At 66.3% G+C, this 21,883-nt stretch carries 15 protein-coding genes; 6 read left to right on the plus strand and 9 right to left on the minus strand.

Features of this window, described 5'->3' with window-relative positions; genetic code table 11:
• The first annotated feature begins 247 nt into the window (after positions 1-247).
• Both P2T60_RS18580 and P2T60_RS18585 read left to right on the plus strand, forming a co-directional pair.
• Entirely contained in the window at positions 248-967 is a 720-nt protein-coding gene (locus P2T60_RS18580) for a helix-turn-helix domain-containing protein (RefSeq protein WP_276282248.1), read from the plus strand.
• A gap of 286 nt (positions 968-1,253) precedes the next feature.
• Entirely contained in the window at positions 1,254-2,258 is a 1,005-nt protein-coding gene (locus tag P2T60_RS18585) for a glutathione S-transferase family protein (RefSeq protein ID WP_276282249.1), read from the plus strand.
• Positions 2,259-2,267: 9 nt separating this feature from the next.
• Here P2T60_RS18585 and P2T60_RS18590 read toward each other — a convergent pair whose 3' ends face one another.
• Together P2T60_RS18590 and P2T60_RS18595 are read right to left on the minus strand one after the other, a co-directional pair.
• Positions 2,268-4,445 (minus strand): pentapeptide repeat-containing protein, encoded by a 2,178-nt coding sequence (locus P2T60_RS18590; RefSeq protein ID WP_276282250.1) that lies wholly within the window; start codon positions 4,443-4,445, stop codon positions 2,268-2,270.
• Between the two features lie 124 nt (positions 4,446-4,569).
• Positions 4,570-4,923, minus strand: coding sequence for an SHOCT domain-containing protein (locus P2T60_RS18595; RefSeq protein ID WP_276282251.1), 354 nt, complete (start codon positions 4,921-4,923; stop codon positions 4,570-4,572).
• A 317-nt stretch (positions 4,924-5,240) separates the two neighbouring features.
• Between P2T60_RS18595 and P2T60_RS18600 the strand changes: the two genes are divergently transcribed.
• A complete protein-coding gene (locus P2T60_RS18600; RefSeq protein WP_276282252.1) occupies positions 5,241-6,779 on the plus strand; it encodes an SLC13 family permease in 1,539 nt (512 codons plus the stop codon).
• 22 nt (positions 6,780-6,801) lie between these two features.
• Here P2T60_RS18600 and P2T60_RS18605 read toward each other — a convergent pair whose 3' ends face one another.
• Positions 6,802-9,657: an InlB B-repeat-containing protein gene (locus P2T60_RS18605; protein WP_276282253.1), complete on the minus strand. Its 2,856-nt coding sequence runs from the start codon at positions 9,655-9,657 to the stop codon at positions 6,802-6,804.
• 119 nt (positions 9,658-9,776) lie between these two features.
• Between P2T60_RS18605 and fdhF the strand changes: the two genes are divergently transcribed.
• A complete protein-coding gene (fdhF, locus tag P2T60_RS18610; RefSeq protein ID WP_276282254.1) occupies positions 9,777-11,873 on the plus strand; it encodes a formate dehydrogenase subunit alpha in 2,097 nt (698 codons plus the stop codon).
• 96 nt (positions 11,874-11,969) lie between these two features.
• Here the strand turns inward: fdhF and P2T60_RS18615 are convergent, their stop codons facing one another.
• Positions 11,970-12,533, minus strand: a complete 564-nt coding sequence (locus P2T60_RS18615) for a HalX domain-containing protein (protein ID WP_276282255.1) — start codon at positions 12,531-12,533, stop codon at positions 11,970-11,972.
• Between the two features lie 345 nt (positions 12,534-12,878).
• Here P2T60_RS18615 and P2T60_RS18620 point away from each other — a divergent pair, with 345 nt between their 5' ends.
• Positions 12,879-13,082, plus strand: a complete 204-nt coding sequence (locus P2T60_RS18620; protein ID WP_382208488.1) for a hypothetical protein — start codon at positions 12,879-12,881, stop codon at positions 13,080-13,082.
• A 270-nt stretch (positions 13,083-13,352) separates the two neighbouring features.
• On the opposite strand, the gene P2T60_RS18625 is transcribed toward P2T60_RS18620, so the two are convergent.
• Positions 13,353-14,633, minus strand: coding sequence for an ABC transporter substrate-binding protein (locus P2T60_RS18625; RefSeq protein ID WP_276282257.1), 1,281 nt, complete (start codon positions 14,631-14,633; stop codon positions 13,353-13,355).
• Positions 14,634-14,735: 102 nt separating this feature from the next.
• The gene (locus tag P2T60_RS18630; RefSeq protein WP_276282258.1) at positions 14,736-15,479 is read right to left on the minus strand and encodes a hypothetical protein; all 744 of its coding nucleotides are present in this window, start codon (positions 15,477-15,479) and stop codon (positions 14,736-14,738) included.
• A gap of 122 nt (positions 15,480-15,601) precedes the next feature.
• On the opposite strand from P2T60_RS18630, the gene P2T60_RS18635 reads away from it, so the two are divergent.
• Complete coding sequence (locus tag P2T60_RS18635; RefSeq protein WP_276282259.1) at positions 15,602-15,841, plus strand: hypothetical protein; 240 nt, start codon at positions 15,602-15,604, stop codon at positions 15,839-15,841.
• A gap of 72 nt (positions 15,842-15,913) precedes the next feature.
• Here the strand turns inward: P2T60_RS18635 and P2T60_RS18640 are convergent, their stop codons facing one another.
• The 3 genes from P2T60_RS18640 to P2T60_RS18650 form a co-directional block, all read right to left on the minus strand.
• Complete coding sequence (locus tag P2T60_RS18640) at positions 15,914-17,497, minus strand: HEAT repeat domain-containing protein (protein ID WP_276282260.1); 1,584 nt, start codon at positions 17,495-17,497, stop codon at positions 15,914-15,916.
• 334 nt (positions 17,498-17,831) lie between these two features.
• Positions 17,832-18,803 (minus strand): sodium:calcium antiporter, encoded by a 972-nt coding sequence (locus P2T60_RS18645; protein WP_276282261.1) that lies wholly within the window; start codon positions 18,801-18,803, stop codon positions 17,832-17,834.
• Between the two features lie 82 nt (positions 18,804-18,885).
• Entirely contained in the window at positions 18,886-21,648 is a 2,763-nt protein-coding gene (locus P2T60_RS18650; RefSeq protein WP_276282262.1) for a cation-translocating P-type ATPase, read from the minus strand.
• Positions 21,649-21,883: the final 235 nt, after the last annotated feature.

Consider the following 21,883-nt stretch of genomic DNA (forward strand, 5'->3'; position numbering starts at 1 on the left):
CGTCGCGGCCGACATCGGGTCGGGCGTCGGTCCGGCGGCGCGTACTACGCGCCGCCGGACGGCGAGTCGTGCGTTCGGTGTCGGAGCGACCGGCCATATATACACGACTCTAAGAAATTTATACATGTGTTTAAGACATATTCTCGTTTCTTAAGGGCGTGACTCCCGTTCCGTATCGAGGACGCCGACGCAAAGCGTCGGCGTCTCTCGCCGTCGCCTCTAACTTGGCGCACGCCGAACCGCCGGTATGCGCGCCTTCTCGTTCGCGCTGGAGTACGACGCCGGGACCGACCCGGTGGCCGACGCCTTCCGGGGCGCTCCGGACCTGTACGGCCACTCGCTGGCGTGTACCGTCACGCCCGAGAACTGCTGGCGGGTGGACCGCTTGACCGGTCCGACCGACCCGCTGGAGCGGGCCGCAGACGCGTACGCCGAGTCGGGCCACGCCGCCGACTGCTTGGGACCGGCCGACTGCGCGGCCGACCACCGGACGGAAGTCCTCCAACGGGACCCATCGACGCGCATCCTCTTCACCTCGTGGGAGCGAACCGACGCCTGCCGGTCGATACCCCACCTCGCGCTGGACCACCTCGGTCCCGGCGTCCTCTTCGCCACCGAGCGCCACGGCCCGCGTTACGAGTGGCACGTCCTGCTCCCGAGCGACGACGAACTCGGCTCGCTCTCGGACGCGATTCGGGCCGCGACGGGCACGGGCGTCCGGTTCGCGCTCCGGCAAGTCACCGACGAGTCGGCGTGGCTCTCGGCCTACAGCGGTCGGCCCGCGCTCCCCTACGCCCACTACGAGGCGATGGCCGCCGCCGTCGAACGCGGCTACTACGAGACGCCGCGGGCGATTACGGTCTCGGAGTTGGCCGACGAGTTGGACGTGCCGCGCTCTACGCTCTCGTACCGACTCCGGCGTGCAGAGGCGGAACTGGCCCGGAGTTTCGTTGGGAACGAGTCGTAGCGAGTCGAAGGGCAAAGAGAGAAGAGGAGAGGAACGGCGACGACGGGAAGCTAGCTTCAGGCTTGAACCAACCAGACCGCACAGCACCGCAACCGCACGTGGGCCACACCCTCCCCAACCGACTCGCTCACGCGGTCGCGCCCCCGCGAGCGCACCGGAGCCATGCGAATAAAGCGATACGACCCGAACAAAGCGATACGAACACGGAACCCCTCGACGGCCGGTAGCGGTCCCGACTGCCGCGAGCGGAGACCCTTTTGGTCGCCGAGACTGATACGAACTTGTCATGAATATGCTCGTAGACGGCGAGTGGCGGACCGACGCGTACGCGTCCACCGACGACGACGGCGAGTTCGACAGGCAGGAGACCGCTTTCCGCGACTGGGTGGAAGCCGACCCCGACGCCGAGTTTCCCGCCGAGGCGGGTCGCTACCACCTCTACGTCTCGCTGGCGTGCCCGTGGGCGCACCGGGCCCTGCTCGTCCGGAGTCTGAAGGGACTCGAAGACGGCCTCTCGGTCTCGGTCGTTGACCCCTACCGCGAGAACGACGGGTGGGAGTTCTCCCCCGAGAAGGACGGTTGCACCGAGGACCACCTCCACGGTTACGACTACCTCCGTGACGTGTACACCGAGGCCGACTCCGACTTCACCGGGCGGCCCACCGTGCCGGTCCTCTGGGACACCGAGCGCGGGACCATCGTGAACAACGAGTCCGAGGAAATCATGCGGATGCTCGACACCGCGTTTCACGAGGTGACCGACCGCGACGTGACTCTCTATCCCGAGGGCTACCGCGACGAGGTAGACGAGACCATCGCGGACATCTACGACCCAATCAACAACGGCGTCTACCGCGCCGGATTCGCCGGAACCCAAGCGGCCTACGACGAGGCCGTCACCGAGTTGTTCGACGCACTGGACCGCTACGACGAACTCCTAGAAGACCGACGCTACCTCTGTGGCGACCGACTCACCGAGGCCGACGTAGCGATGTTCACCACGCTAATCCGGTTCGACGCGGTGTACCACACTCACTTCAAGTGCAACGTCCGGCAAATCTCGGACTACGAGAACCTCTGGCCCTACCTCCGGGACCTCTACCAGACGCCGGGGGTCGCCGAGACGGTGGACCTCGGTCACATCAAGGAACACTACTACCGAAGTCACGCCGACCTGAACCCCAAACGAATCGTCCCGAAGGGTCCCGCCATCGACTTCGAGGAGTCACACGACCGCGACGAACTGCCGGGCGGTCCGCCCGAGGAACTCGCACGAGCGACTCGGACGTAGCCGAGACCGTTAGCGGTGGATAGAACGCGTGAGCGTGAAGAAGAACATGGCGACGAGAAAGCCGCCGATGAAAGCTTCGACGTAGATGATGATTCGGTAGGGTAGCTTGAAGAACGTCGAACCGAGGAGAATCGAGAGGAACGCCTCCCAACTCAACTCGAAGGCGTGGACGGTCGTCTGCCAGAGCGTCGGGTCGGTCTCGGCGGACCGCTGTACTGCCGACGCGAGCGCACCCCCGGTAGAGTCGAACGCAGTGGCGCTTTCGGCCGCGTTCGGGTCGCCGCGCGACGGGATTTCCGAGTCGTCCAGAATGGAGGTCACGATGTAGACGACGGTAAACGCGGCCACGACGACGAGCGAGGCGGCGACCGTCTTCCACGGACTCTCGCCGTAGGAGGACGTGAGACCGAGCAGTCGGTTCCGAACGTAGTTCAGCCAACTGTCGCGCTCCCGGTGGGCTTTCCCCCGGTACCGCATCTCCTTCTGGAAGAACTTCGACGCCGCGGTGCTGTCGCCGACGGCGTTCGCGCCGTTCTTGGCCTTGAGGTAAGTCGCTTCGAGGTCGGACGCGCGGGGGTCTGAGTCCCCGACCGTCGAGTGGAGATTCCAGTCGGCCAGTTCGAGTTCGTCCCGGTACTCCGCGAAGTCGAACCCGTCGAAGGAAGTGTTGACGCACTCGAACTGCCGGAAGACGCTCCCCTCCCCGCCGCACGAATTGACACGTTCGGCCGAGTTCCGCCGACTGGAAATCGCTACGTCGCCGAGTGTCCCGTCCGACACGTCGAAGACCACGCCCTCGGGCGGTCGTTGAATCGTCCCGGAGGCAATCGTCGCCTCGCGCAGGTTCACCGTCCCGCCGGTCGTCACGTCGTACTCGGTGAAGTTCACCGTCCGGCGGAACGTCGTCGTCTCGAAGGTCGGGGGTCGCTCGAACGACGTTTCGGCGAACGTCGCCGTCCGCTCGAAGATGGCCGCCTCGAACGTGGCGGTCTGCCCGAACGAAGCGTCGTTGAACGTGACTTTCCCCTCGAAGACGACATCCTTGAACTTCGCTCTACTCCCGAACGTCGCGTCGTCCACGAACACCTTCCGGCCGAATACGGCGTCCCAGAAGGTCGCCGACTCCTCGAATCTCGCGTCGTAGAAACTCGCGTTCGACTCGAAGTCGGCCTTCGAGAAGTCGGCCGACTCATCGAACGTCACCTGCTTGAAGTTCGCCCGGTTCCGGAAGGTGGACTCCTCGAAACTGGCGTCGGACTCGAACAGGATGTCGTTGAAGTACGCGTCGGCGTGGAAGGTACACCGCTCGAAGTTCGAGTATCTCGTGAACGTCGTCTTCCGTCGCTCCAGATTTTGCTCGTCGTGGAACGCCGCTTGGTTGTACTGGCTCACTTCCTCGTCCGAGAGCATCTTGAAGACGGCTTCCTCCTTGAAGCGGGCCTTCTCGAACGACGTACGCGCCCGAAACGCCGAACCGCTGAAGTAGGCGTCGCGTTCGAAGGTGACTTTCTCGAAGTTGACGATTGCGTCTTTCTCGTAGTCGGCGTTGAACTTCGTGTCGATGAAGAACGTCTGTTCTCGCTCGAACGTCGCTTCCTCGAACGACACCGACTTGGAGAACTCCGTCTTCAGGAAGTCGATGCCCGACTGGAACGTCGCCTGCCCGAAGTCAACCCTGTCGGCGAAGTGGGCGTACTCGAACGCGGTGTTGTCGCCGAAGACGGCGAATTTGAACGTCACGGGTCCGTGGAACACCGCGCCAGCGAAGTAGATGGGGTCGTAGAGTTCCCCGCGGCGCAACGTCAGTTCCCCGCGAATCTCGGCGTGACGGAGGTCGATAGGGTGGTTGTCCTCCGAGTCAATATCGACGTTTCGGAGGTCGAGGTCCCCGAACGTGGCACCGACGAACTGCTTGCGTCTGAGCGCCTCGTCTACGCCGTCGTGAGACTGGCGCAACTCCTCGAGGAATCGGTCGCGCACTGCTTCGTCGTCGATTTCGAGTTCGCGCCGCTCTTCGGGACTCAGGTGGAAGAGACAGCGGTCGTCGTGGTGTTTCGGCCGCGGGCACGTCCAGTCGGCGTCCTCCCGGAGCGACTTCGCACCCACCAAGCAGGGTCCGTCGCCGTCGTACTCGTCGGCCGAAAGCGTGAACTCGCACGTCCTCCGGTCCGGTCGATTTTTCGTCATCGAATCACCCAACCTACGGGAGAGTAGTTGGAATACTAATTAATTACTGGGGCCGACAGACGAGGGCATCGCGGCAGGAATCTGTTCCTAACGCCGAGAGGGATTCCGCGACGGCGACCGGCGATTACTCGCGTAGTCGCTGACGGCGCTCCTCGAACTCCTCGTCCGAGAGGTCCCCGCGGGCGTACGCCCGGCGGAGTTCCTCCAGCGCGGGGTCGGACTCGCCGTTCGACACCGACCGGACGAGCAGGTAGCCGACGCCGACGAACACCAGCAGGCCGACTATCCAGAAGCCGAACATCCACGTCGGCGTCCCGCCGCCGAATCCGCCGGGACCGACCTGTCCGTCCACCGGACCGTGCATCCACCATCCCATCCCCATCAGCGGCCACGCGAACAGCATCATCACTACCGGGAGCAACAGGAGGAGCGCAACCGCGACGATGGCGATGCGCGAGAGTTGTGCGTTCGTCGCCATACTCGACACAACGACGGCCGAAAGTAAAACTCTGCGTGCGTCGTGACGACCGGTCGCAAATTTCTTCCGTTGCTATAGAAATGTTTTGGTTTCTCTCGTAAACATATAGTTATGCCCGAGAGTTCTGCGCGGTCCGCGGGTCACGGGCCGTGTCGCCGACCCCGACGCTCCGGCGTCGGGGTCGGCGACATCTGTCCGCCGGAATGTATTACTGGTGTTCCGTCCAAGCGAGTAAACGAATCGCGCTCGCCGTCGTCTCGGTCTCGCGCTCGAACGCGTCGTTCCCGCGAACGACGGAGCGTCCGGAGTTGTCCGCCATGAAGGTCCCGCGCCCGGAGACGGAGGTCCCGCGCCCCGAAAACTGGCTGGTCGTCCTCGCTGTCGCGGCCGCGACCCTCGGGGTCGCGGCCGCGCCGACGCCCGCGGGACTGACGCCGACCGGCCAGCGCGCGCTCGCTACCGCGGTGTTCGCGGCGGGTCTCTGGATTACCGGGGCGCTCCCGCTGGCCGTGACCGCGCTGACCGTTCCCGTCTGGTTGGTCGCGCTGGGCGTCTACCCGACGCTCGCGGCGGCGCTGACCGGGTTCGCCGACCCCATCGTCTTCCTCTTTCTCGCCACGTTCGTCCTCGCGGCGGCGCTCCGGAAGCACGGACTCGACCGGCGGGTCGCGCTCGAACTGCTCGGCCGGGTCGGGACGACGCCCCGCCGGGTCGTCCTCGGGGTGATGGTCACGACGGCGGTCCTCTCGATGCTGGTCTCGAACACCGCCACCGTCGCGCTGATGGCCCCCATCGCGGTGGGCGTGGTCCGCCAAATCGACGCCGCGGCCGACCGGTCGGTCGAGAACCTCCACACCGCGACCCTGCTCGGGGTGGCCTACGCCGGGAGCATCGGCGGCATCGGCACGCTGGTCGGCACGCCGCCCAACGCCATCGTGGTCGCGCAACTCGCGGACGCCGGGTACGAAATCGACTTCGCGGAGTGGTCGGTCGTCGGTCTCCCCACCGTCGCGGCGACTCTGCCGCTTTCGTGGTACCTGCTGGTCCGACTCTACCCGCCCGAGGAGGTGGACGTGTCCGCCGCGCGCGCCACCGCCCGCCGGTCGGCGACCGAGGCGGGACCCCTCGACAGGTCGGCCCGGAGAGTCGCCGCGATTTTCGTCGCCGTCGCCGCGCTCTGGGTCGTGGGCGGTCTCGACTTCCTCTTCGCGGGCGTCCTGCCTCCGGAGTGGCAGACGACGCTGTTCGGTGGCGAGGGACCGCGGATTTTCGCCGCGGCAAGCGCGGGCGGCTATCAGGGCCTGCTCTACTTCGTCGTGGTCGGGTTGGCCGCGATTCCGGTGCTGTTCCTCGCGGGCGGCGTCGAGTGGGACGACGTGGAGCGCATCGACTGGGGAACCCTGCTTCTGTTCGGCGGCGGTCTCACGCTCGCGGACGCGCTCTCGGACACGGGCGCGACCGAGTGGCTGGCGGGCGCGGTGCTGGCGGCGTTCGGGGACGCGCCGCTCGCAGTCCTGCTCGCGGCAATCGTCGCGCTGACCGTCGCGCTGAGCGAACTCGCGTCGAACACCGCGACTGCGGCCGTCCTCGCGCCCGTCCTCATCGAAGTCGGGACCGAACTCCCCGCCTCGGGCGTCGAGACGGCCGTCCTCCTCCCGATAGCCAGCGCGGTGGCCGCGAGTTACGGGTTCGCGCTCCCGGTGGCGACCCCGCCCAACGCCATCGTCTTCGGAACCGGCGAGGTCACGCGCGGCCAGATGCTCCGGGCGGGGTCGGTGCTGGACGCGGTGTTCGTGGTCGTGACGACCGGCGTGCTGTTGGCGCTGGCCGCGACGCTCCTGCCGGGCGTGGCGTGAGAAACCGACCGAAAACGAGGGGCTACGACGCTCGCCGACCCAACCACGCGACGACGAGCAGTCCCGCGAGCGCCGCCTGCACGAACCCGAATCCGGGGCTTCCCCCCTCGGAAGTCGTCCCGACCCCGGACCCGGAGTCGCTTCCCGTCCGAGAGTCGTCCTTCAGTGCGGACTCCGAGGACCCGGCGGTAATCGTGACCGGGCCGACCGTCTGCTCGCGCCGGTCGTCCTGCCCGGCGAAGTAGTACCGCGCCTGCCCCGTAATCTCGTACGTGCCGGGTTCGTTTATCTGGAGGCGAACTTGCAGGGTCTCGTCGTCGTCGGGCGTGACTTCGACGAACTTCGTGGACTTCGGGCTAGCCAGACTGCCGCCGCTGACTCCCGAAACCGAGACGCCCGTGTCGGGGAGGTCCAGTTCGAGTTTCGCGTTCAGGTTCTCGTCGTCCACGATGTTCGAGATTCTGAACGTGACGATGGCCGACTCCTCGCCCGCGACGACCGTCCCGCGATGCGAGGTGAGTTGGAAGTCCGCGTTCTTCTGGACTTCGACGACCTTCGTCGCGGTGTTGACGACGCCGCTGGAGTCGGTCACGCGGACCCGGACCCGGTGCTTGCCGCCCACCTCGAACGACGGTGCGACCTTCGACCCCGACGCCTCGAAGTCGCCGTCGTCGTCGGTGTCCCACTCGAACTCCACGTCCGAGTCGTCCGACGAGGCGGACAGTGGCACCTGCTGGCCGGTCTTGGGCCGGGTCACGTCGGTCGATACCGACACCGACGGGCGGTCCCGAACCGTCACGCTGTATCGCTTCGTCGCGGTGTCGCCGTCGCCGTCTTCGACGGTCAACTCGACGGTGTACTCGCCGGAGTCGGCGAACTCGTAGGAGACCGACTCGCCACGCTTCTCGTTGCCGCCGTTGACCGTCCACCGGTAGGTTTCGACCCGACCGTCCGGGTCGCGGGACGCCGCGGCGTCGAACGTCACGACTTCCCCGATGGTGGGCGTCGGCGAACTCGGGTCGATGTCGGCGATGGGTTCCGTGTTCGCGTCCGCGAACACCGGGGTCAGCGACTTGTCGCCGGTCATCTCGACCGTAATCCGCTCGGAATCCCTGTCACCGGACGGGTAGTCGCCCTCCCAGTGGTCGAAGACGTTGCCCTCCGCCGGATTCGCCTCCAGCGTCACCTCCGTACCCCCCTCGTAGGTCCGGATTCCGCCGTAGGAACTCCCGGAGGGGGACACGTCCACGTCGCCCTCGGTCCCCGGAGACGCAACGTCGAGGTCGTACTCCGAGACTTCCTCCGCGAAGACGGGCGTCAACGACTTCGCCTCGTCCATCTCGACGGTAATCGTCTCGGAGTTCTCCTCGCCGTAGGGGTGGTCGCCCTCCCAGTGGTCGAACTTGTAGCCACTCTCCGGGTCGGCCTCCAAGGTCACGTCCGTCCCTTCCTCGTAGGTCTGGGTGACGATGCTGGTGTAGGTGTCGTAGGGCGGCGAGAGTTCCACGTCGCCGTTGCCCGAGGAGTCCACTTCGAGGTCGTACTCCGACACCTCCTCCACGAAGACGGGCGTCAGCGACTTGTCGCCGTCCATCTCGACGGTAATCGTCTCGGAGTTCTCCTCGCCGTAGGGGTGGTCGCCCTCCCAGTGGTCGAACTTGTAGCCACTCTCCGGGTCGGCCTCCAAGGTCACGTCCGACCCTTCCTCGTACTCGCGCGAGGCGTAACTACTGTAGGTGTCGTAGGGCGGTGAGACTTCGACTTCGCCGTTGCCCGAGGCGTCCACGTCGAGGTCGTACTCGGTCACCTCCTCCACGAAGACGGGCGTCAACGACTTCGCCTCGTCCATCTCGACGGTAATCGTCCGGGAGTCCTCTTCGCCGTAGGGGTGGTCGCCCTGCCAGTAGTCGAAGTTGTAGCCACTCTCCGGGTCGGCCTCTAAAGTCACGTCCGTCCCTTCCTCGTACTGGCGCGAGACGTAGCTACTGTAGGTGTCGTAGGGCGGCGAGAGTTGCACGTCGCCGTTGCCCGAGGCGTCCACGTCGAGGTCGTACTCGGTCGTCTTCTCCTCGAAGACGGGCGTCAGCGACCTGTCCTCGTCCATCTCCACCGTAATCGACTTCGAGTCCTCCTCGCCGTAGGGGTGGTCGCCCTCCCAGTGGTCGAACTTGTACCCCGAGAAGGGTTTGGCTTCGACCGTCACGTCGGTTCCGACCTCGTAGTTCTGGGACGTTCCGCCGTGGTAGGTCGAGTAGGGCGGACTCAGACTGACCCCGCCGTTCGAGGACGGAACGTCTACGTCCAGCGTGCGGGTCTTCGACTGGACATCGACCTCGTAGCGACGGACCTCGAAGTTCTGTTGGTCGTTCGTGTCGCCGTACTGGGGGGCGTTGAACTTCCGGTCGGGGTCGTCGTCGTCGGTCAGGGTGACGCGGGCGTAGAAGACGAACGTCCCGGCCTCTTGGGGAGTCACTCGGACCGACATCTGGCGGCGCGACCCGCCGTACCACGTCCCGGACCCGCCGACGCCCGCCTCGGCGAGGGCGTAGTCTGCGACCATCTCGTTGCCGTACTTGTCGTAGATGGTGTCGCCTTCCTCTCTGGTGAGGTCGAACGACAGGTCGGTGTAGACGCTATCGATGTGACTGTCGGTCTGGTGGCGCGGGAACGACACCGAGATAGTCGAGTACTTGCCCGCCGTCCCGCCGTAGTTCGCTCCTTCTACCGTGATAGTGAACTGTTCTCCGACCGTCACTTGACCCGGCGCGGCGACCCCGATGTCGGGGTCGGGTTCCTGATAACTCTGAGTCGCACCGACGACCGGCGAGAGCGAAGAAAGAATCAGAAGGACGATAACGAGACCCGTACGAACTTCCATAATCCGATATTCAGTTCGCGAGATTGCATAACTCCTTTGGTATCTACTTACAAGTGATTTGTCAATTGTCTTCCCGGACTCCCGTCACGCATAACCATCTCGGGGCCGCACGAAACGCCATGAGTGGGGGCGACCGGAGAGACCGCGAGGGAGACGACGCCAAGAGCATCTGCCCGTTCTGCGGCGTCGGGTGCGGCGTCCGATACGACGCCGAACGAGGAAACGCCGTCGGGTGGCGCGCGCCGGTGAACCGGCGCGGCGAACTCTGTCCGAAAGGCGTGGCCGCCTACGACGTGGTGGACCACGACGAGCGACTGACGACGCCGCTGGTCCGGGAGGGCGACGAACTGGTCGAAACGTCGTGGGACGACGCCTTCGGGCGCGTCGAGTCCGACTTCCGGGAGATTCTGGACGAGAACGGTCCCGACGCGCTCGGGTTCTTCGCCTCGTCGGGGTGTACCAACGAGGAGAACTACCTGCTCCAGAAACTGGCGCGCGCGCTCGGGACGAACAACGTGGACAACTGCGCTCGGCTCTGTCACTCATCGACGGTGGCCGCGATGCGCGACCGGTTCGGCACGGGCGCGATGACCAACACCGTCGAAGACCTGCCGGAGGCCGACGCCTTCCTCGTGGCGGGCGCGAACCCCGCCGAACAGCACCCCGTCATCTTCAGTTCCTACGTCGCGCCCGCGGTGAAGCAGGGCGCGACGCTGATTCACGTGGACCCCCGCGAGAACGCGACGACGCGGTACGCCGACCACCACCTCGCGGTCCGGCCGGGGTACGACATCCCCCTGCTGAACGCGATGTGCAGAGTCGTCGTGGCGGAGGGACTGATAGACGACGAGTTCGTCGCCGCGCGCGTCGAGGGCTTCGAGGAGTTCCGCGAATGGCTCGACGGCGTGGACGTTGCCGCCAGCGCGGAGCGCGCGGGGGTCGAGGAGTCCGACCTCCGGGCGGCGGCGCGGGCCTACGCCGAACCGGACCGAGCCGCCGCCTTCACTGGGATGGGGATGAGCCAACACCGATGCGGGACCGCGAACGTCCACGCCCTGCTGAATCTGGCGCTCCTCGCGGGCAACGTCGGCAGGCGCGGCGCGGGCGTGAATCCGCTCCGGGGGAAGAACAACGTGCAGGGCGCGGGCGACGTGGGCGCGCTTCCCGACGTGTTGCCGGGGTACCGGGACGTGACCGACGACGAGGCCCGCGCCGAAGTCGCGGCGGAGTGGGGGTTCGAGCCACCGGCGGAACCCGGCCTGACGGAAGTCGAGATGACCCACGAGTTCGGCGACGGAATTCGGGGGGCCTACGTCGTCGGCGAGAATATCGCGGCGACCGAACCGAACGCCAACCGAGTTGCCGACGAGTTGGACGACCTCGACTTGTTGGTCGTCCAAGACGTGTTCCCCACCGAGACGGTGGGGCACGCCGACGTGGTGTTCCCCGCGAGTTCGTGGGCCGAGAAGTCCGGGACCGTCACGAACACCGACCGGCAAGTCCAGCGGATGCGACCCGCGGCGCAACCGCCCGGAGACGCGCGCCGGGACCTCGACCTGATTCGGGAGGTGGCCGAGAGGCTGACGGATGGAGAAGTCGGAGGCGACCGTGGGGGTCCCGAAGCGGTCTTCGCGGAGATGACCCGCGTGAATTCGCTCTACGCCGGGATGGGCTACGAGGGCATCGGCGAGGAGAGCCAACGCTGGCCGTTCCCGGCGGGCGCGGAGTCGGGCGTCGGCGTCCTCCACCGGGAAACGTGGGGCGACGGGGCAGAGCGCGCGACGCTCGAACCGGTCGAGGGCGTCGAACCCGCCGACGAAGTGGGCGACGACGAACTCGTCCTGACCACCGGGCGGGTCCTCTCGCACTTCAACAGCGGCGCGGTGACGCGCCGGTCGGGGATTCTGACCCGCCTCCGGAGCGAGGACGCGCTTCAACTCCACCCCGACGACGCCGCGGACCGCGGCGTCGAGGAGGGCGATTCGGTCGTGGTCGAGAACGACCGCGGGCGAGTAGAGGCGATTGCGGCGGTGACGCCCGCGGTGCGGTCGGGCACGGCGTTCCTGACCTTCCACTTCGGGGAGCCACTGGTCAACCGACTGACCGGGGATGCGCTCGACCCCGTGGCGAAGATTCCGGAGTACAAGCACTCCGCGGTCCGCGTCCGTGTTTCCCGGTCGGACGCGACGGGCGGAGACGACGGTGGCGAGGCGTAGCAAACGGACGAAACGCTTTCCGTGAGAGTTTCACCGCCTCACGAAACACGCTTGGCGACGAGAAAAGCCGGGCTACCCACGGGCGGAGTCCCGGTCTCAGAGGTCCTGAAACGCCCCAACGAAGTCGTCGTGGTCGTCCAGTTGGTCGCGGGTGTCGTCTACCTCCGTGCTGAGTTCGTCGATTTCGGCTTGCAGTTCGGCGTACTCCTCGCTGGCTTCGAGCGTCTCGGGGTCCTTCTCGGCTTCGAGGACCGCCTTCTTCGAGACGAGCGAGTAGTACTCCTGAAGTTGTGACCCGTAATCGACGCGCGTGAGCATCTGCTCCACGATTTCGTGGAGGTCGTCTTTCGACACCGGCTTGACGAGGTAGTCGTCGAAGCCCATCTCCAAGATGTCGAAGTCGGGTTTGACTGCCGTCACCATGACGACCCGGCAGTTGAGGTCGCGGTCACGAATCTGTTCGAGTACCTCGTCGCCGGACTGTCCGGGCATCCGGCGGTCGAGAAGGACGACATCCACGGTCTCGTCGAGAACGTCCAGCGCCTCGTCACCTTCGTAGGCACTCCGCACGCGATAGTCGTTCTGCAACCACATCGCGTAAAGGTCGGCAACGTCTTGCTCGTCGTCAACGACGAGAACTGTCGATTGGTCGGGGGACATGGTCTGTCAGGCGACTCGATAGCCTCTGGTTACTGACTGAATCATGCGACAAGATAGACTTATATCTTGTGGTTACAGGATGAAACTGACTCTCGGCAGACGTAAGAGAAAATTGACATTCGCGTTCGGCGTCGAAATTCGCGTTGGGAGCCGGTTATTTCGCGTTTCGCCGGTTTTGTTCACTGCTCTAACCATAATAACTAAGTCAGTGTATTTTGTATACAATATTGGATATGTCGAAAACCAGTGATCGCTTTTGCCACGGGCAGTGAGCCCGAAGCAACACCCGAGCAACGATTCGAACGGCTTCTAGAACTTCCACCGAGCGCGAAGCTCGTCTACAAAGTGCTAGAACAGGAGGACGGCCCGCTGACGCAGGGCCAGATTCGCAAGGAGGCGCTCCTCCCGGCACGGACGACCCGAGACGCGCTGACGAAACTCAAAGACGAGGGACTCGTCGAGGAACAGATGTACGTTCCCGACGCGCGAAAGCGGTTGTACGCACCGCAGTCCATCGCAATCCCCGAGGACGCGGAACTCACCGCGTAACTTTCCGACGGGACTTAAAAAGATGATATACCATGCAGTACACCTATGCGTGTATCGGACACGTATAGAAACGCCTGCAGGGGTCCCACGCCCCGGCGTCGCAGGCAAGGGAGTCGTATTCAAACTGTGCCTCTGACAACCGGGGCGGTCCTCGCCGCCCTGATTCACGACTCGCTAGCGACTTCTGTGACTCGTCGGTTTCGCTTCTGACGGTACCTCGCGGAAAAAACGAAACGTCGGAGTCGGGACTGCGGCGACTCGAAGACTTCCTTACTGGAACGCTTGGACCATCCCGTCGTAGGTCCGCTGGACGTTCCACGACGAGATGAACGTCGCCATGGCGTCTTCCAAGTTCGTCAGCGTCTCGGGGTCCACCGCGAGTCCGTGTGCGGTCGAAGGCGGTTGTGCCTCCGAGTTCTTGAACTCCTTCATCTGGCGCTGGAGGAACGGCCCGAAGGCGTCCTGTGGCACGTCGGTTCTGGGCGGAATCGACCCCTTCTTCGGGTTGAACCGGCGCTGGGCGTCCACGCTCCCGACGTAGCGCAGGAACTGTGTCGTCGCGTCTGGCGACGGGTTGTTCGTCGGGAACGGGAACGAGTCCATGTTCAGCATGTAGTAGCCCTCGGTGCCGGGGAAGGCGACCTGATTCCACCCCTTCTCGAACTCCAGATTGTCGGGCGAGTACATGCCCGCCGCCCAGTCGCCCTGATGGAAGAACCCGGCCTGCCCGTTGATGACCTTCGTGTTCGCCTCGGTCCATCCGATGGACCCGGCGTCGTCGTTGAAGAACTGCTTGTAGTCTTTGACGATTCGGAGCGAGTTCTTGACGGCCTGCTGGTTCTGTTCGACCCTTCCCTCGGTGAACGCGGTGTAGGTGTCGAGTCCGTGTTCGCCGAGGAGAACCGTCGTCCAGAGTTGGAGCGTAGACCACCCGGATTTGGTCTGGTGGGCCATCCCCGCGGCGTCGGTGTTGTTGTTGACCTGCTCCATCGCGCCCACGAGGTCACTCGGTTTCGAGATGGACGACGGGTCCACGTCCGCCTGCTCCACGACGTTCACGTTGTAGAACAGGTTGTTGATGCGGTGGATGTTCAGCGGCACCGTCACGAAGTCGCCCGACGGCCGGGCGGCGTCCTTCGGTCCCTGCAGGTAGGCCGACTGCATGCCGTTGTGCGACCACACCGACTGCCCGATGTTCTCCAGTTTGTTCGCCCGCGTGAACGGTAGCAGGTTCGCGCCCGGCCACGCCTGCCACGAACTCGGCGGGTTGTCGTTCAGCACGCGCTTTTTGATGACGGTGTGAAGGTTCTGTCCCGCGCCACCGGCCACCGGATTCTGGTTGACCTTGATGTTCGAGTGCTTCTGCTCGAACCCCTCGAACAGCGCCTCAATCGCCGCCGCGCCGTCCCCGCCGGTCCACCAGTGTTGGACCTCCAACGTCTCGAAGTCCTGTCCGAGCAGTCCGGTCAGTCCGCCGAGACCGGCAACGCTCGCCGCGCCGGTCGCTTTCAGATACGTACGTCTCGACAGCGTGTCTTCGTTTGCTCCCATTCGTGTCCCCCGAGGGTGTCAACTACGAACACACACTAATGATTTCCGACCAGTTCGAGCGTCGAATCGGTGGACGAAAGGCCGGGACGCGGCGACTCGGGGCTATCGAGGCGACAGTCCCTCGACGTTCTGCTGGAGTCGGATGGTCGCGGTGGTGAGGAACCCGGCGACGAGGACGACGAAGACGCTCTCGACGGCTTGGACGACGACCGGACTCGCCCCCGCGACGACGCCGAGGTCCGCCACGCCGAGTCCCCCCAACGAGACCAGCACCGGCAGGAGATGTCGCCGGAGGGTGTCGAGACTCGTCCCGCGGGCCAGCGACTCCAGTTTGTCGGCGAACACGAGACCGTAGGCCGCGAACGCCACGCTCCCGAGACCCTTGACCAACTGGGCGACCACCGACTGGTCGATGAGCAGGACCGCGACCCACTCCACGACGATGACGACGACGAATCCCGCTTCTATCCGGCGCAGGGTGTCGAGCGAGAACTGCCGGTCCTCGGGGGGCGGCGCGAGCGCGGAGTTGTAGTACACCTCGCGCATCGAGAACGCGAGGAAGACGATGCAGAGCAGTAGCGCCCCGTGGCCGAACGCGGTCAGCGCGCGCGACCTGACGACCGTCCCCGCGACACCGAGCAGACCGTACAGTCCGGCCGCGGCCCCGACCAGCGCGAGGTAGCGCCAGAACGGACCTTGAGACTCCAATCGGTTCAACCGGAGGTTCCGGACGGCGTAGAAGCCGAAGAACGCCGCGGCCATCGTGACCAGAACCGACCCGAGGAAGTGGACGGCCGCGGCGCTGGCGTCTCCGGAGGCGTGAGCGGTGAGGGGCGCGAGCGCCATCTTTTTCGAGGCGTCGAAGCGAGGGAACTTAAATGGGGGCGGAACGCCGACCGGCGTCGGGGGACGCCAGCGCGGTCGGAAACGCCGGGAGATTGAAATCGCTCGCCTCCGTCTAGTCCGACGTGCACTCCCACGACCCGGAAGACACGCCCTGCCCGGTGTGTGGCAAAGCCTACGACCAGCGCGTCGTCGTAGCGCGCGGCGACCGATGGGCCGACGTGTTCGGCGGGCCGCCGTTCTCGTTCATCACGAAGTACGCCCGGCGCTGTGCGAGTCGCTACGACGTGGAGGAAGAGCGCGCGCGAGGCGAGAGCGAGCGCGTCGTCTACTTCCACGACGACGGACCCGCGGGCGGGCGATAGCGCTCGCGGTCCGGCGGGGACGCGTCCCCGCCGGACCGCAACCGCAGTGAGAACGCTCCCGGCGAGCGAGTGCTACAACTCGTAGGAGAGCGACAGGTCCCGCGCGAGGATTTCCAACTCCCGGCGGAAGTCCTCGGCCGTCTCGAACCGGGCGGGCTTCTCGGTCCGGAGCGCCCGGCCCACCAACCGGTCTATCGCCTCGGGCACGCCCTCGGCGTGCGCGCTCGGCGGTTCGGGGTCCTCGTTTTGGACCTTCCGGGCGATGTCGGCGGGGTCGCCGGTGAACGGCGGCCGACCGGCGAACAGCGCGTAGCAGAGCGCGCCGAGTTGGTACACGTCCGTCGCGGGGTCCGGGCGGCCGAACGTCTCGGGCGCGAGGTGTTCGGGCGCGGCGTAGGCCGGTGGCACCGGCGGGGTCGTGGCGTCCGCGAACAGGTCGCCGAACGCCCAGTCACCGACTTTCGGGACCGGCCACGCACCGAAGGTGCGAGAGAGACCCACCGCACCGGGTCGTAGCGCGCCGTGGACAACCCCGCGGGCGTGGGCGTGACACATCGTCGCCGCGAGGCAGTGGGCGTACCACACCGCGCGGTCGAACCCGACAGACCCGACGGCCTTCCGGAGGCTTCCGGCGTCCATGAACTCGCTGGCGAACCACGGCCGAGGGTCGGTCCCGCGCGCGAGGACGGGCGCGACGTGCGCGTGGTCGTCCACGCCCACCCACGACCGGAGCGCCGTCTCGAAACGCGAGGGGTCAACGCCGCTGTCGGGTCTGAGCGTCCGGACGACGACCACGACGTGCTGGCCGCCCTCCGACGACGGCGCGCGGGCCTTCGTCGCAGTCGTGAGGGGGTCGGTGCCGAGGTCCGCGAGGCGTTCGAAGGTCTCTCGGTCGCCGTCGATTTCCGGCACTGCGGGAATCCGGTCGGGCGGGCCGAGCGACTCGTCGGTGCCGTCGGTCCCGTCGCTCTCGTCGTCGTCGTCCGCCGACTCGTCGTCGGCCCCGCCGCCGCGAATCCGGATGAGTCGGCCGTCGTCCGCGTCGTCGGACACCGCCACCACGTCGCCCTCGCCGCGAAGCATCTCGGCGATTTCGGGCGTGGCCTCGACGGTCTCGGGGAAGCCTCCCTCGTCGAGTCGGACGACGAGTCGCCGGAGCGTCTCGACGGCGTACCGCCGCGCGAGTCCGTCCTCGTCGGCGACGAGGGCGGCGAGTTTGCTCAGCGCCGGTTCGACGGCGCGGGGGTACTCCTCGGCGACGTTCGAGAGCGCGAGGACGCCGTTCTCACGGACCAGCGGGTCCTCGTCGGCCAGACTCTCGGTGACGGCCGGGAGCGCGGCGTGGGCGCGGTGTGGGTGTTCGTCGGCGATGGTCGCCACAGCCCACGACGCGCCCCGCCGGACCCACTGGTCGTCGTCGTTCAACAGCGGCGCGAGTTTGGACTCGACCGGGAGTCGCCGCGACCGGTCGGGGTCGTCGGCCGCGAGTTCCGCGAGTGTCCACACCGCCTCGGCGCGGACCGCCGGGTCGTCGCTGTCGAGTCTCGCGGCAACTGCGTCCGCGTCGTCGTCGGCCCGGCCCCACCGCTCGCGGGCCTCCTCGCGGAGTCGTTCGGCCCGCTCGGGGTCGTGAGAGTCGCGCTCGCGTCCGTCCATCGGTTCGACCGATTCGCTCCCGTCTGATAAGTTTTCTTCACCGGCTACCGTCGGCGAAGAACGAAGTGCGTAAACGGAAACGTAATCGGGAACGTAAACGGAGACGTAAACTAAAACATAAACGTAAACGGAATCGCAAGTACCGGCTCTCGGAAGCCGGTCCGTTCGCTCACTACGAGTCGCCGCCGGGGGTGATGTGTTCGGCAGGGCGTTCGCTCGTGGTCCGCCGCGGCGCGCGCCCGCGGGGTCGCTTCAGCTAAAGATAGCTATAGATGGCCGAAATATAACGAAATATATCTTATATATTGGTTAAAAATTCTAAAGGAACGATATTTCAGCTCGAAGGAAACAGCAGAAGGTGTCCGGCCACGAACCCGAAGTAGGCCACGACGAAGGTGCTGGCGTCCCGTCGGTTGAGTTCGCCGTCGGTGACGCGGGTGACGTAGATGAACGCGCCGACGCCGATAGCGAGCATCACCGGAAGGTCCCAGTAGAGTACCGCGTCGGGCACGCTGTAACCGGAAATCACGCCCCCGAGACCCACCGCGACCAGCAGGTTGACCACGTTGCTCCCGACCAGCGTCCCGAGCGCGAGCGTCGGTCGCTTCCGGCGGATGGACTCACCGACCGTCGAGAGTTCCGGGAGCGCCGTCCCGACGCCGAGGGTAGCGATGCCGACGAGCGACCCGCCGAGGTCGAGGGACGCCACGAGGACTTCGAGCGCCGATAGCACGAGGTAGGCGCTCGCCAACACGACCGCGAGTCCGCCGAGCGCGATTGCGGCGTCGGTCCGCACGCCGACGTTCCGGACCTCCAGTCCCTCGGGGACCGTCGCCCGCTCGCGCCGGTCGTAGGTGTAGTAGAGGTAGACCAGAAACGCCCCGACCAGCAGGAGACCGTCGAGTCTGGCGATTTCGCCGTCGGCCGAGAGCGCCAGCACCAGCGCCGCCGACAGCATCATCGGCACGTAACTCGACCGGACGAACGACCGCGAGAGCGTCACCTCCCCCGCCGCGAAGAGGAACACGCCGACCAGTAGCGTCTGCTGGACCACCGACGACCCGATGCTTCCGCCCAGTACCGTCGCCGACGCGACTCCGGCGTCGAGCGCGCCCGTGAGAATCCCGACGGAGGCGGTGGCGTTCGCGGAGATTTCGGGCAGACTCGTCCCGACCGCGACCACGGTCAGTCCGATGACCGACTCCGAGACCCCGTAGCCCTGCGCGACGTTGACGAGTCGCTGGACCGTGACGCGCGTGCTGACCAACAGCAAGTAGAGCGAGACCCCGCCCACCAGTACCGCCACGACCGACCTCGGTGTGACCGGCACGCGACTCGTTTCGGTAGACCGACCGGTAAGCGTTCCCCCTAAGTCGCCGTCTCCGGTGCTACTCGCCGACGACGCGTTCGAGGACGACCCGCGCGGCCAGCGCCAGCGCCACGAACGCCCCGAACCCGCCACCAATCCACGACCACTCGGTCGCTCCGAGCGAGACGACGCCGAACGGGACCCGAAGCGGCGTGTACAGCACGACCAACTGGAGCGCCAGCGTTACGCCGATTGCGGCCAGCAACCACGGGTTCGACCAGACCGACAGTCGGTAGCGCGACCGGATGAGCTGGATTCGAACCATCTCGATGGCGACGAGGAACGTGAACAGCGCGGTCTGAGCGACGACCAGCGTCGAGCGACCGAGACCGTAGAAGAACACGCCCAGTCCGGTCACGGTCATCAGGACGCCGATAGCGCCGACCGATGCCAACACCCGGCGATTCACCACGCGCTCGGACGCCTCGCGCGGCGGGCGGGCCATCACGTCGCCGGACTTGGGGTCGGCCCCGAGCGCCAGCGCTGGCAGGCCGTCGGTGACGAGGTTGACCCACAGGAGCATGACCGGCGTCAGCACCACCGCTTGTTCGGCGGCACCGAACGTCTCGGGGAACAGCGCGGTCCCGACCAGCGCGCCGAAGAACACCACCAGCACTTCGCCCGCGTTGGCCGACAGCAGGTAGTTGACGAACTTCCGAACGTTGTCGAAGACGCCCCGTCCCTCGGCCACCGCGTCCCGAATCGTGGTGAAGTTGTCGTCCCGAAGCACTACGTCCGAGGCGGTCCGGGCCACGTCGGTTCCTCGCTGGCCCATCGCCACGCCCACGTCGGCCCGCTTGAGCGCGGGCGCGTCGTTCACCCCGTCGCCGGTCATCGCCACCGTGTGGTCGTTGCCCTGCAACGCCTCCAGAATCTCGACCTTGTGAGCTGGCGAGACCCGCGCGAACACCTCCACGTCGCCGACGCGCTCGGCCAACTCCCCGTCGGAAAGCGTCTCTATCTCGGGACCGGTCAGCGCGCCCTCGGGGTCGAATCCCAACTCCGTGCCGATTGCCTTCGCCGTCTCCAAGTTGTCACCGGTCGCCATCACCGTCCGGATGCCCGCCCGTCGGCAGTCGGCCACCGCGTCGGCCACCTCGGGTCTGGGCGGGTCCATCAACCCCTGCAAGCCGACGAACGTCAGTCCGCGCTCCAACTCGCCGTCGCTGGCCTCGGTATCGACGCTCTCCCGGTAGGCGAACCCCAGCACTCGAAGCGCGTCCTCGGCGAACGCGTCGGTCACGTCGAGTACCTCGGCCCGGCGCTCGTCGGTCAGACTCACCGACTCGCCGTCTTCCAGCACCGCGTCACACCGGTCCAGCACCACCTCGGGCGCGCCCTTGACGTACGCCGTGGGAACGCCGTCTCCGACGGCGTTCCCGATTCCGTTTACGTTTTCGCTATCGGATTCGTTTCCGATTCTGTTTACGTTTTCGCTATCGTTTACGCCCTCGCTCGCGCCCGGTGCGACGACCGTCATGCGCTTTCGCTCCGCGGAGAACGGCACTTCCCGGAGTCGTTCGCGGGGCCAGTCGAGTCCGGCGTCCTCGGCCGCCCGGAGAAGCGCCACCTCGGTCGGGTCGCCGCGGTAGCCGTCGGGTCCGCGCTCGGCGTCGTTGCAAATCGCGCCGGTCCGAAGCAGGGTCGTGAGCGCGGCGGGGGTCGAACCGTCCGCGAGCGCCGCGGCGCTCTCGCCCTCTCGCTCGCCCGGCGGGAGTTCGTAGGTTTCGCCGCCCGCGTAGGCCCGCCGGACCGTCATCTCGTTCTCGGTCAGCGTTCCCGTCTTGTCGGTGACTATGGTGTCCACGGCCCCGAGGCTCTCGACCACCGGCAGTCGCCGTACCAGCGCGTTCCGCCGGAGAAGTCGCCGGGACCCGAGCGCCAGCGTCAGCGTCACCACCGCGGGCAACCCCTCGGGCACGGCGGCGACGGCCAGCGTCACCGCGACCAACAGGACCGAGATGGTCGACGTGTCGGTGAGCAGTAGTTGGACCGCCGCGACGAAGCCGATTATCGCCAGCGTCAGCCCCGCGATTCTCCTGCCGAGCGCGTCTACCTCCTCCTGAAACGGCGTCGGTGGCTCTTCGGTCTCGCCCAGTTGCTCGGCGATGGCCCCGACTTCGGTGTCCATGCCCGTCGCCACCGCGACGGCCGTCCCCCGCCCCTGCACCGCGTGGGTGTTCATGAAGACCATCCCCTCCCGGTCGGCCGGTGGTGCGTCAGAATCGACCGCTTCGGTACTCTTCTCGACGCTCGCGCTCTCGCCGGTCAGCGCCGACTCGTCGGTGGCGAGACTCTGGGCGTCCACGAGTCGCCCGTCGGCCGGAACCACGTCGCCCTGCGCCACGAAGAACACGTCGCCGGGGACCACCTCGCTGGCGTCCACGGTTCGCTTCTCGCCGCCGCGCAGAACCGTCGCGTCCGGCGTCGAGAGCGACCGGAGCGCCTGAATCGACTTCTCGGTCCGGTAGTCCTGCGCGAACCCGAACGCGCCGTTGGCGAGTAGAATGCCGAAGATGAGCGCGGCCTCCGCGTACTCGGGGGACTGACCCGGCAGGAACCCCACGCCGAGCGAGAGAAGAGCCGCGACGACGAGCAGATAGGTCAACCAGTTGCGAAACTGCGAGACGAACAGTCCGAGGACCGACACCCGGTGTTCGTCGTGAATCTCGTTCGGGCCGTACTTCTCGCGGCGCTTGCGGACCTCGTCGTCGGTCAGTCCGGACTCGTCGGTGTCGAGGGCGTCGTACACCTCGCTCGGTGGTTCGGCATGCCACTCCATCGAGGAAACCCACCGAAGCAACGCCGTCCAGCGCCGAAAGTGTACGGGGCCGGGACGACGCCGCGTTCCGGCCACGCCGAACTCCGGCGTCTCCGCCAGCGGCGGGCCGTCCTCGTCCGACCCTCGCGCCGGTGGTCGTCCTCGTGGCGGAATCGCTCGGTTCGTTTACGTTTTCGAAATCGTAAACGAATACGAATACGACGACGGTTCGGGGATAGACCGCCGCCGACGCTTC

This window comes from Halorussus caseinilyticus, assembly GCF_029338395.1.
In the GTDB taxonomy this organism is placed as follows: Archaea; Halobacteriota; Halobacteria; order Halobacteriales; family Haladaptataceae; genus Halorussus; species Halorussus caseinilyticus.

Excerpts from the sequence above, each read along its gene's own strand:
- P2T60_RS18580 (WP_276282248.1), top strand. The coding sequence starts at position 248 with ATGCGCGCCTTCTCGTTCGCGCTGGAGTACGACGCCGGGACCGACCCG.
- P2T60_RS18585 (WP_276282249.1), top strand. The coding sequence starts at position 1,254 with ATGAATATGCTCGTAGACGGCGAGTGGCGGACCGACGCGTACGCGTCC.
- P2T60_RS18590 (WP_276282250.1), bottom strand. The coding sequence starts at position 4,445 with ATGACGAAAAATCGACCGGACCGGAGGACGTGCGAGTTCACGCTTTCG.
- P2T60_RS18595 (WP_276282251.1), bottom strand. The coding sequence starts at position 4,923 with ATGGCGACGAACGCACAACTCTCGCGCATCGCCATCGTCGCGGTTGCG.
- P2T60_RS18600 (WP_276282252.1), top strand. The coding sequence starts at position 5,241 with ATGAAGGTCCCGCGCCCGGAGACGGAGGTCCCGCGCCCCGAAAACTGG.
- P2T60_RS18605 (WP_276282253.1), bottom strand. The coding sequence starts at position 9,657 with ATGGAAGTTCGTACGGGTCTCGTTATCGTCCTTCTGATTCTTTCTTCG.
- fdhF (WP_276282254.1), top strand. The coding sequence starts at position 9,777 with ATGAGTGGGGGCGACCGGAGAGACCGCGAGGGAGACGACGCCAAGAGC.
- P2T60_RS18615 (WP_276282255.1), bottom strand. The coding sequence starts at position 12,533 with ATGTCCCCCGACCAATCGACAGTTCTCGTCGTTGACGACGAGCAAGAC.
- P2T60_RS18625 (WP_276282257.1), bottom strand. The coding sequence starts at position 14,633 with ATGGGAGCAAACGAAGACACGCTGTCGAGACGTACGTATCTGAAAGCG.
- P2T60_RS18630 (WP_276282258.1), bottom strand. The coding sequence starts at position 15,479 with ATGGCGCTCGCGCCCCTCACCGCTCACGCCTCCGGAGACGCCAGCGCC.
- P2T60_RS18640 (WP_276282260.1), bottom strand. The coding sequence starts at position 17,497 with ATGGACGGACGCGAGCGCGACTCTCACGACCCCGAGCGGGCCGAACGA.
- P2T60_RS18650 (WP_276282262.1), bottom strand. The coding sequence starts at position 21,648 with ATGGAGTGGCATGCCGAACCACCGAGCGAGGTGTACGACGCCCTCGAC.